Raw genomic sequence first — 10,131 nt, 5'->3', positions numbered from 1 at the left:
TGTATGCCGGGCCCCACCACTCTACGCCCTTCGGAGTAGGTCCCCACCACGCCCCCCACGCACATGGTGTTTTGGATATTGCAGTAAAATTTCGGGGCGGCGCCCGGGGGCCCCCCCGGCGCCGGCGATTCTATTGACGCGCCTTGCGAGGCCCGTCAGTCTGAGGCCAAAACGGCTCACCGACTGCTGTCAGGCGTGATGAATTATTCCGACCCATCCATCGTTGCATCCACGGACGCTCCGTTCCTGAGCCTTGACGGCGTGCGCAAGACCTATCCCGGCGTCGTCGCGCTGGACGGGTTCTCGATCGAGGTCAGGCCCGGCGAGGTCATCGGCCTGGTCGGCGAAAACGGCGCCGGCAAATCGACGCTGATGAAGATCCTCGGCGGCGTGACCCGGCCGGACACCGGCACCATCACCGTCGATGGCCTCGACCATGACGGTCTGACCGTCGAGGCCAGCATCGGTTCGGGCATCGCCTTCGTCCACCAGGAACTCAATCTGTTCGAAAACCTTGACGTCGCCGCCAATATCTTTTTCGGCCGCGAACCGCTGCGTGCCGGCCCGCTCAAGCTCGTCGACCGCGCCAGGCTGCGAGCGCTGGCGGCGCCGCTGCTAAAACGCGTCGGCGCCAATTTCTCGGCCGATACGCCGGTGTCGGCGCTGTCGCTGGCCCAGCAGCAAATGGTCGAAATCGCCAAGGCGCTGTCGATCAAGGCAAGGCTGGTCATCCTCGACGAACCGACCTCGAGCCTGCCGATCGCCGAAACCGACAAGCTGCTCGGCGTCATCAAGGCGCTGAAGGCGGACGGCATCAGCGTCATTTTCATCTCGCACCGCCTTCACGAGGTCGAGCGCGTCGCTGACCGCGTCGTCGTGCTCAGGGACGGAATGCTCGCCGGAACCTTGCCGAAGAGCGCCATCAATCACGACCAGATGGTCAAGCTGATGATCGGCCGCATGCTGAAGGAGAGGGAGAAGGCCGCGGAATCGGCGCGCCCGCCGGGCTCAGTCGCGCTGTCGGTCAAGGCCATTCGCACCGCTGCCTATCCCGACCGGCCCGTCGACCTCGATGTCAGGCATGGCGAGATCCTCGGCCTCGCCGGTCTCGTCGGCTCCGGCCGGACGGAGCTGGCGCGCGTCCTGTTCGGCATTGACAAGAGCTTTGGCGGCACCATGCTGCTCGACGGCAAGGAACTGGTCGTCGCGCAAGCCGCGGATGCGGTGGCAAGCGGCATCTTCCTCGTCCCCGAGGATCGCAAGCTGACCGGCATCCTGCTCGACCTGTCGATTGCCCAGAACATTTCGCTCCCCAACCTGCCGGCGCATTCGCGGCGCTCGCTGGTCTCGGCCAGCGCGGAAGCTGCTACCGCCGAGAAGCAGAAGACCAATCTCGGCATCAGGGCGCCCTCCGTCCAGACGCGCACCGGCACGCTGTCCGGCGGCAACCAGCAAAAGGTCGTGCTGGCCAAATGGCTGGCGATGAAGCCGAAGGTGATGATCCTCGACGAGCCGACGCGCGGTATCGATATCGGCGCCAAGGCCGAAATCTACGGGCTGATGCGGGGGCTGGCCGATGCCGGCGTCGCCGTGCTGATGATCTCCAGCGACATGGAGGAGGTGATCGGCGTGTCCGACCGCATCGCCGTCATGCATGAGGGCCAGATCTCCGGCATTCTCGACAAGGAACAGTTCAGCCAGGAAAACGTGCTGCTGCTGGCGGTGGGCAAGCAGCCGAAATAGGCAGCGGCCATTGGGGAGACGACGATGAGCAAGAAAGATCTCGGCCTGCTGATCCTGATCCTGGTGGTCGGCGCGGCGGTGGCGATCATCAATCCACGCTTCCTGCTGCCGATCAATCTCGCCAACACGTCGAACCTGATCGGGCTGTTCGGCATTCTGTCGATCGGCCAGGCCTTCGTCATCATCACCGGAGGCATCGAATTGTCGGTCGGTTCGGTGGTTGCGCTGCTCGGCGTGCTGTTCATCGATTTCATCGCCACGCGCGGCATGGCCTGGCCGGTCGCCCTGCCGCTGATCCTGGTGCTCGGCGGCATCATCGGGCTGGCGCATGGCTGGCTGATCACGCGGCTCAAATTGCAGCCTTTCGTGGTCACCTTGTGCGGCCTGTTGATCTATCGCGGCGTGGCGCGCTTCTACACCGCCGACGGCACCGCCGGCTTTGCCTTCGGACAGAATTTCCCGGAACTCGAATTCCTGACCGCCGGGCGGTCCTGGGGCGTGCCGAACAGTTTCATCGCGCTGATCGTCATCGCCGTCGTGATGTGGGTGGTGCTGCACCGCTCAGTGTTCGGGCGCTATCTCTACGCCATCGGCAAGAACGAGGAAGCGGCGAAATATTCCGGCATCCGCACCGGCCGCATCGTCATGGCCGCCTATGTCATCTGCGGCGTGCTGACGGCGCTGTCGGCGATCTATTTCGCCATGTACACACGCTCGATCTCGCCGGCGAGCCACGGCCAATTCTATGAACTCTACGCCATTGCAGCGGCGGTGCTCGGCGGCTTCTCGCTGCGTGGCGGCGAAGGCTCGCTGATCGGCGTCATCCTCGGCACGGTGCTGCTGCAGGAGCTGCAGAACCTCGTCAACCTGCTCGGCATCCCCTCCTCGCTCAACTTCGCTGTCATGGGCGGGGTGATCCTCATCGGCGTGCTGGTCGACCAGCAATGGGGCGTGTTCCGGGCGCGGCGGCTAATGCTCGAGGCCACCCGCAAAAGTGTGGCGGGTGCTGCCGCGGAGTGACGCAAAAATAACTGGATGAAGCACGCCAATTGCCATTGGCAGGTGGCATGAAAAATCAGTGCTGAGCTTCGCGACGGCAGTTTCAGATCAATCTCTATTTGGAACGAAACTCGTATCTGAGCGTTGATTTAGGCTTTTCTATTGGAGGCATCCAATGGCCACGAATCCTGTAAGCACCGCCAAAGTAGGAAGTCACCCCCTCCACCCGATGCTGATTCCTTTTCCTGTCGCTTTTCTTGTCGGTGCGTTTGTCACCGATCTGGTTTTCTGGGGGACTACTGATGCCTTCTGGGCACGGGCATCGATGTGGCTGATCGGGGCAGCCGTCGTAATGGCACTTCTAGCTGCCACAGCCGGTTTTATCGACTTCCTCAACGAGCCGCGCATCCGCGCCTTGCCCGACGCTTGGTACCACATGCTGGGCAACTTGACCGCGGTCGTTGTGGCATTGATCAATTTCTATCTTCGCTATGCCCAAGGCGCCGAAGCCGCGGTCCGACCATGGGGCGCGCTGTTGTCGTTCATAGTGGTCTGCATACTGCTGTTTACCGGCTGGAAGGGGTGGGAAATGGTGTATCGGCATCACGTTGCAGTTCTGGATACGCCAGCGGATACGCAGGTGCGGCCTTCGGCAACCAACGCCACTGACACTCGTCACGCCGGTCGGGACCGGCACGCCGCATGAGGCCATAATCCCGAAAAGTGAATACCGGTTTCCGGAAAGATATTGGTCAAACAAGAAGATAGAGTCCCATCCCGATGCATCGGGATGGGCAGGCTCTAGATAAGGCCCGACACGTCGGAGAAGGCCATGGCCTTGCGCAGCACCTCGGCGAAGCGCTCGCCGGCGGCTTCACGAGGGCCGCTATTGTCGATCGAGGTGACACCCGGTCCGGACAGCGCCACATTGGCGCTGCGCGCCAGCCGCGCCAGCACTTCGCCGCGCGACTCGCGACCGCGCAATGCCAGCCGCTCGGCCAGGATCTCCGGTGTAGCCGTGATCTCGACGACAGCCAGATTGGCGTAACGCTCGCGCAGCGCCGGGATAATCGCGCGCGAGACATTGGCGACCGCGACACGGCCGTTGGAGACCGACCAGTCGACTTCGGCCGGGATGCCGTAGCGCAGGCCATGCGCCTCCCAGGAAATGGCGAAGGCACCATCCGCTTCGGCCTCGACAAAGGCCGCGTCGGCCAGCGTGTCGTGATCCTCGGTGGCCGCATCGCTCGGCCGGGTGATCACCCGGCGCACGAACTCCAGCCGGCTTTCGTCGGCAAACACAGTGCGCGCATAGCCGATCACCGTGTCCTTGCCGGCACCACTCGGCCCGACGACGGCGACAAAGACGCCGTCGCGGATCGGAAACGCCGCCGCGGACAATTCACGCTCGATCGACGCCGACACCATCATGCGACCCGGCGTCCCTGCCGCCAGACCGTGCGGACAACCGGGACATGGTCGTCGACGCGCACGCGAACCAAATCGGCGCGCCGGCCGGGCTCGATGACACCGCGATCGGTGAGGCCGACCGCCTCGGCCGGGTTCTTCGAAACCATGGCCACCGCCTGCGGCAGCGAGATACCTTCGACCACGTCGCCGAGAAAGAAGGCCGACTGGATCAGGCTGAAGGGGATGTAGTCCGACGACAGTATATCGAGCAGGCCGTCGCCGGCCAGCGTGCGGGCCGAGACATTGCCCGAATGCGAAGCGCCGCGCATGACGTTCGGCGCGCCCATCAATACGCCGAGCCCTGCCTCTTTCGAAGCCCGTGCTGCCTCCTCGGTGGTCGGGAACTCGGCGACGCGCACGCCTTGCTCGATCGCTTCGTCGACATGGCCGACGGTCGCGTCGTCATGGCTGGCGAGCACGATGCCGCGCTCATGGCAGGCAGCGGCGATGAAGCTGCGGTTCGGGCTCGAATTCCTCGCCGATTCCGCCATCCGCTTTTCGCAGAATTTCTGGAAATCGCGATCGGTCAGCTTCAGCTTGCGCTGGTAATAATAGGCATAGGTTTCGAGATCGACGAATTGGCGCTGTCCCGGCGCATGGTCCATCAGCGACGCCAGCCTGACCCGCTCGTCGCCGTCGAAATTGGCGAAGGCTGTGAGGCAGTCCGGCGCCGAAACCTCGCAGCGCAGATGGATGAAATGGTCGGCCCTGAGCCGGTCCTGCTGGACGCTGTCCTCGATCGCGTCGGCCAGCTTGCGTATGTCGGCAGCCGTTAGGTCGGCGTCCTCGTCCATGCCGACGCGCAAGGCATCGAGCACGGTGGTGATGCCGGCGGTCGCCACCTGCGCGTCATGGGCGAGCACAGCGGCGATCGGGTTCCAGCGCACTTTCGGCCGCGGCGCGTAATGGCCTTCGAGATGGTCGGTGTGGAGCTCGACCAGGCCGGGAATGATGAAGTCGCCGTCCATGTCCTCGCCGCTGCGGCCGGGACCGGGATCGATGGCGGCGATCATGCCGTCGCGCAGCACGATCGACCCTTCGACGATCTGGTCGGCGAGCACGATGCGGGCGTTGTCAAGAACGGTCTCGGCGGTCATTTCAGGCAGTCCTTGCAGCATTTTTGCAGCCAATTGGAATCAATTCGCGTCGCTTGCGGTTAAAACAAATAGTCATTTCAGGCGGTTCTTCTGGCCGGGCGACACCCGAGCGCGTGATGAGACAGCACCATGAACGGCGCGCCAGGTTCAGTTTCCACAAACAGCGTCAGCGCGTCCACCGGCACCGGCCTTTGCAGCACGTCCGCAAACAGGCTGTCGATTGCTAAGCGAAGACGAGGGCTTTCCTGTGACGAGACCCGGCCGGACAGCGTCATATGGAAACGAAACGTCTCGAAGACATAGGGATAGCCCCATTGGCAAAGATTGCGGAATTCGTCGGGCTTCAGCGAATCGGGGCTGCGCCGTTCGATCTCGGCCTCGGTCAGCGGCGCGCGAAAGCGGTCGAAACCCCGCACTACGTCGTCGGCGAAGCGATTGAGTGCCGGCAGCGGTGCTTCCGGCACCAGCGCGAAAAAGCCGTCGATCTGGCTGACGACGAGGCGCGGGATCATCACCACCGGCATCGCCTCGCCAAAGTTGTCCAGTGCCGCGCGAAGCGTGGCTTCCGTCTCGTTCGAGGCCAGCCGGAAGGGCGCCTTCAGCGTTGCGTGGAAACCGTAGCGGCGCGCCGAGGCGGTATGGAAGGCGACCTCCGCCGCCGACAGTTCGCCCACCGCCTCAACCGGCCTTGTGGCGGCGCCGAATGGGTCGCGACCGAGCCAATTGGCGGCGATCCGTGCCAGCGGTTCGTCCTGCCGGGGGGTGAAATAAATCGCGTAGCGCATCGAAAGTCCTCGTCAGCCCGCTGCCATAGGCGATTTGCATGACGAAATGACGAAGCTGGTGATCGCTCCTGATAACAAAGTTGTCCAGGCGGGTCATTAGCCGACGATTTTTTCGCCTTGGGCCAGTTTGCCGACGCGGACGGGGCCGCTATCAGGCCTTCATCAGCCATTCGTGCTCGGGCGCGTTGTGGAATTTCCACGTCCGCTTCGGCCCGGCCATGACGTTGAGGTAATAGAGGTCGTAACCGTGGCAGGCGGCACAGGGGTGATAGCCCTTGGGCACCAGCACGACGTCGCCGTCCTCGATCGCCATCGCCTCATCGAGCGAACGAGCACCGTTCTGGTCGACATCGGTGTAGACGCGCTGGAAAGCGAAGCCCTGCGGCGGATTGAGGCGGTGATAATAGGTTTCCTCGAGATAGGATTCGGCCGGCAGGTTGTCCTGGTCGTGCTTGTGCGGCGGATAGCTCGACGTGTGGCCGCCGGGCGTGATGACCTCGACCACCAGCAAGGAATCGGCCGGCTTGCCCTCCGGCAGGATGTTGGTGACATAGCGCGTGTTGGTGCCCTTGCCGCGAACCTCCTGGCCGAGGTCCTTCGGCGCAATGACGCGGACCGGCAGGCCGCCGCCAAGCCCCGGCGCCGAGCAGACGGCAAGTTCGAGATCGGTATCCGCGCTCACCGACCACTCCGAGCCCTGCGGCACATAGACCGACCACGGCTTGCCCTCGAACGGCGACATGCGTCCGCCCAGCAGGCCGAGATCCCTGCCGCCGGCCTTGGCCTTGCCCTTGCCGGTGAGAAACACCAGGCAAACCTCACGATCCGCGGTTTGCCCGGAAGCGCTCTCGCCTGGCCTCAACCGATGCAGATCGAAGCCGACATAGCTCCAGCCCGCGCTTTGCGGCGTCACATGGGCGATGCGGCCGTGGCCTTTATTGGCTTTGACGAGCAGCTTCGACATGGTCATTCCTTCGGTTCGGCGTCCGCCGATGCCTTGTCTTCATTAGCTGGCTTATAGAGATAGAAGAACTGCCAGACGGCATAGCCGGCGAAGCCGAGCGCGATCACGCCCCAGAACGGCGTGCCGGTGGCGAACTCGATCACCGACCAGACCAGGCAGACCGCGACAATGGCAACGCGGCGCCATAGCGGCCGGAAGAACGGGTGCTCAGAGTCTTTCATCCAATCAACCCCGGCATCGGATCAGCCCTTCTTCGCAAACTCTCAAGCATTCGGAAAGCCCTGTGTCTCCACCGTATAGCCCGCGGCCGTCATCACCCGCATCAACTCCTTGTAGCCGACTTGCGCCATCTTGAGCGGCGGGTTCTTCTTCGGGTCCTGCTCGGCCTCGACCACGAACCAGCCTTCATAGCCATGTTCGGCGAACCTCTGCACAATCGCGCCAAAGTCTAGCGAGCCGTCTCCCGGCACGGTGAAGGCACCAAGCGCCACCGCGTCGAGGAAAGACTGCTTGTTGCGATCCAGTCTTTCGATCACTTCCATGCGTACGTCCTTCACATGCACGTGGTTGATGCGCCGGTGGTGGTTGTCTATCGCGCGCAGCACATCGCCGCCGGCAAAGGCCAGGTGACCGGCATCGAGCAGTAGGGGAATGCCCTCTCCCGAATAGCGCATGAAGGCATCCAATTCGGGCTCTGTCTCGACCACCGCCGCCATATGATGGTGATAGGAGAGCGGCATGCCTTGCTCGGCACACCATTCGCCGAACTGCGTGAGCCGCCTGGCGTAGGCTTTCATCTCGTCGTCCGAAAGCCTGGGCTTGCTGGCGAGCGGCTTGGAACGGTCGCCCTGGATGGAGCGGCCGACCTCGCCATAGACGATACAAGGCGCATTCACCGCCTTGAACAGATCGATCATCGGCTGGATGCGATCTTTATTCCCCGATGTATCCTCATCGACCAGCGTCCCGGAGAACCAACCGCCGCAAAGCGTCACGTCGGCCTGCCTGAGGATCGGCAGCATGATTTCTGGGTCATTGGGAAAACGGCGGCCCATCTCCATGCCGGTGAAACCAGCCGAACGCGACTGGCGCAAGCACTCCTCCAGCGATACGTCGTCGCTGAGTTCCACAAGATCGTCGTTCCACCATGCAATGGGGGACATGCCCAGTTTGGCTTTCAAGTCGTCACTCCAATTCAGACATTCGAGGCGGTCTTCGCAGGGCTTAAAGACCCCGCCCGCGCAACGCTTCTTCATATTTCTTGCGCGCCGCGTTCACTTGTGGCCGCGCCGAGACTTCCGGCACTGCGACATCCCACCAGCTTCCTCCGGCGTCGGTCGAAACCAGGGGGTCGGTGTCGATGACCAGCACCGTCGTTCGCGTGTTCTTCTTCGCTTGCGCCAGCGCCGTTTCCAGCCCAGCGATCGAGGGCACTTTTTCGGCGATCGCACCCATGCTCGCAGCATGCGCGGCGAAGTCGATATCGGGCAAGGTCTCGTGACGCGCATCCTTCAGCAGATTGTTGAAGTTGGCGCCGCCGGTTGCCATCTGCAGCCGGTTGATGCAACCATAGCCGCGGTTGTCGAGCAGCACGATGGTCAGCTTGAGGCCGAGCATCACCGAGGTCGCGATCTCGGAATTGAGCATCAGGTAGGAGCCGTCGCCGATCATCACGACAACCTCCTCGTCCGGCTTGGCCATCTTGGCGCCGAGCCCGCCGGCGATTTCGTAGCCCATTGTCGAGAAGCCGTATTCGGCGTGATAGGAGCCGGGCGCGCCCGCCTGCCACAGCTTGTGCAATTCGCCCGGCAGGCCGCCGGCGGCATGGAGCAGTACCACGCCGGAGCCCATGGCGCGCTGCACGGCGCCGATCACCTGCGCGTCGGACGGATAGGCGGCATTGGTCGACGCCGTCACCTTGCCGGCATCCGCCTGCCAGTCCTTTTTGCCACTGACTGCGTTGTCGGTCCAGCCTGAAGGAGCCTTCCAGCCCTTCAGCGCCGCAGCGAATTCGGCGAGCCCTTCCATCGCATCCGCGACCAGCGGCAGCGCCTGGTGCTTTCCGGCATCGAAAGGCTGGACGTTGAGCCCGATGATGGTCTTGCCGGAATTCTTGAACAAAGCCCAGGAGCCGGTGGTGAAATCCTGCAGCCTAGTGCCGACGGCAAGCACGACATCGGCCTCTTCGGCCAGCCTGTTGGCCGCCGAAGTGCCGGTAACGCCGACCGCAGCCATGTTCAGCGGATGATCGTCCGGCAGCGAGGATTTGCCGCCTTGCGTCTCGCAGACCGGAATGCCGGCGTCCTGCACCAGTCTGGCCAGTTCACCCGACGCCTGCGAATAGAGCACGCCACCGCCGGCAATCACCAATGGCTTCTTCGCGCTCTTCAGCGCCGCCACCGCAGCCGCCAATTCCCTACGGTCCGGGCGCTGCCGGCGCTGAGTCCAGAGCCGTTCGGCAAAGAAACTCTCGGGGTAGTCATAGGCCTCGGCCTGCACGTCCTGGCACAGCGCCAGCGTCACCGGGCCGCATTCGGCGGGATCGGTCAGCACCTGCATGGCGCGATTTAGCGCCGGTATGATCTGCTCCGGCCGCGTGATGCGGTCGAAATAGCGCGATACCGGCCGGAAGCAGTCATTGACCGTCGCCGTGCCATCGGAAAAATCCTCGACCTGCTGCAGGACGGGGTCCGGGATGCGATTGGCGAAGACATCGCCGGGCAGAAGCAGAACCGGCAGCCGGTTGACATGGGCAAGGGCTGCCGCCGTCACCATGTTGAGCGCACCGGGGCCGATCGAACTGGTCGCCGCCATGAAACGGCGGCGGAAATTGGCCTTGGCATAGGCGATCGCCGCATGCGCCATCGCCTGCTCGTTATGGGCGCGGAAGGTCGGCAACTCGTCGCGGACCTGATAGAGCGCCTCGCCGACGCCGGCGACATTGCCGTGGCCGAAGATCGCCCAGACACCGCCGAAGATCGGCACTTTCTTGCCGCCAATCTCGGTCATCTGTCTAGCAAGAAAGCGGGTCAGCGCCTGCGCCATCGTCAGGCGGATTGTTTTGGTCATGTCG

General features: G+C 63.4%; 10 protein-coding genes. 3 read left to right on the top strand and 7 right to left on the bottom strand.

Annotation, left to right across the window (positions count from 1 at the left end):
• Positions 1 to 198: 198 nt before the first annotated feature.
• The 3 genes from NKI85_RS06405 to NKI85_RS06395 all read left to right on the top strand — a co-directional run bounded on the left by NKI85_RS06405 (position 199) and on the right by NKI85_RS06395 (position 3,448).
• Positions 199 to 1,743, top strand: coding sequence for a sugar ABC transporter ATP-binding protein (locus NKI85_RS06405; protein ID WP_352522358.1), 1,545 nt, complete (start codon positions 199 to 201; stop codon positions 1,741 to 1,743).
• Between the two features lie 24 nt (positions 1,744 to 1,767).
• Positions 1,768 to 2,763, top strand: coding sequence for an ABC transporter permease (locus NKI85_RS06400; RefSeq protein WP_352776384.1), 996 nt, complete (start codon positions 1,768 to 1,770; stop codon positions 2,761 to 2,763).
• 154 nt (positions 2,764 to 2,917) lie between these two features.
• Entirely contained in the window at positions 2,918 to 3,448 is a 531-nt protein-coding gene (locus tag NKI85_RS06395) for a DUF2231 domain-containing protein (protein WP_352522360.1), read from the top strand.
• Between the two features lie 95 nt (positions 3,449 to 3,543).
• Here NKI85_RS06395 and phnN read toward each other — a convergent pair whose 3' ends face one another.
• The 7 genes from phnN to iolD form a co-directional block, all read right to left on the bottom strand.
• A complete protein-coding gene (gene phnN / locus NKI85_RS06390; RefSeq protein ID WP_352522361.1) occupies positions 3,544 to 4,173 on the bottom strand; it encodes a phosphonate metabolism protein/1,5-bisphosphokinase (PRPP-forming) PhnN in 630 nt (209 codons plus the stop codon).
• A complete protein-coding gene (locus tag NKI85_RS06385) occupies positions 4,170 to 5,309 on the bottom strand; it encodes an alpha-D-ribose 1-methylphosphonate 5-triphosphate diphosphatase (RefSeq protein ID WP_352522362.1) in 1,140 nt (379 codons plus the stop codon). The genes phnN and NKI85_RS06385 overlap by 4 nt, the downstream gene beginning before the upstream one ends.
• A 77-nt stretch (positions 5,310 to 5,386) precedes the next feature.
• Positions 5,387 to 6,094 (bottom strand): DUF1045 domain-containing protein, encoded by a 708-nt coding sequence (locus tag NKI85_RS06380; protein ID WP_352522363.1) that lies wholly within the window; start codon positions 6,092 to 6,094, stop codon positions 5,387 to 5,389.
• A 151-nt stretch (positions 6,095 to 6,245) separates the two neighbouring features.
• Positions 6,246 to 7,058 (bottom strand): 5-deoxy-glucuronate isomerase, encoded by an 813-nt coding sequence (iolB, locus tag NKI85_RS06375; RefSeq protein WP_352522364.1) that lies wholly within the window; start codon positions 7,056 to 7,058, stop codon positions 6,246 to 6,248.
• A gap of 2 nt (positions 7,059 to 7,060) precedes the next feature.
• On the bottom strand, positions 7,061 to 7,279 hold the full coding sequence (locus NKI85_RS06370; RefSeq protein WP_352522365.1) for a DUF3329 domain-containing protein: 219 nt from the start codon (positions 7,277 to 7,279) through the stop codon (positions 7,061 to 7,063).
• 42 nt (positions 7,280 to 7,321) lie between these two features.
• Entirely contained in the window at positions 7,322 to 8,239 is a 918-nt protein-coding gene (gene iolE, locus NKI85_RS06365; RefSeq protein ID WP_352522366.1) for a myo-inosose-2 dehydratase, read from the bottom strand.
• 43 nt (positions 8,240 to 8,282) lie between these two features.
• Positions 8,283 to 10,127, bottom strand: a complete 1,845-nt coding sequence (gene iolD / locus NKI85_RS06360) for a 3D-(3,5/4)-trihydroxycyclohexane-1,2-dione acylhydrolase (decyclizing) (RefSeq protein ID WP_352522367.1) — start codon at positions 10,125 to 10,127, stop codon at positions 8,283 to 8,285.
• Positions 10,128 to 10,131: the final 4 nt, after the last annotated feature.

This window comes from Mesorhizobium sp. M0571 (assembly GCF_040320985.1).
Classification (GTDB): domain Bacteria; phylum Pseudomonadota; class Alphaproteobacteria; order Rhizobiales; family Rhizobiaceae; genus Mesorhizobium.
This window is presented reverse-complemented; position numbering and strand designations above follow the sequence as displayed.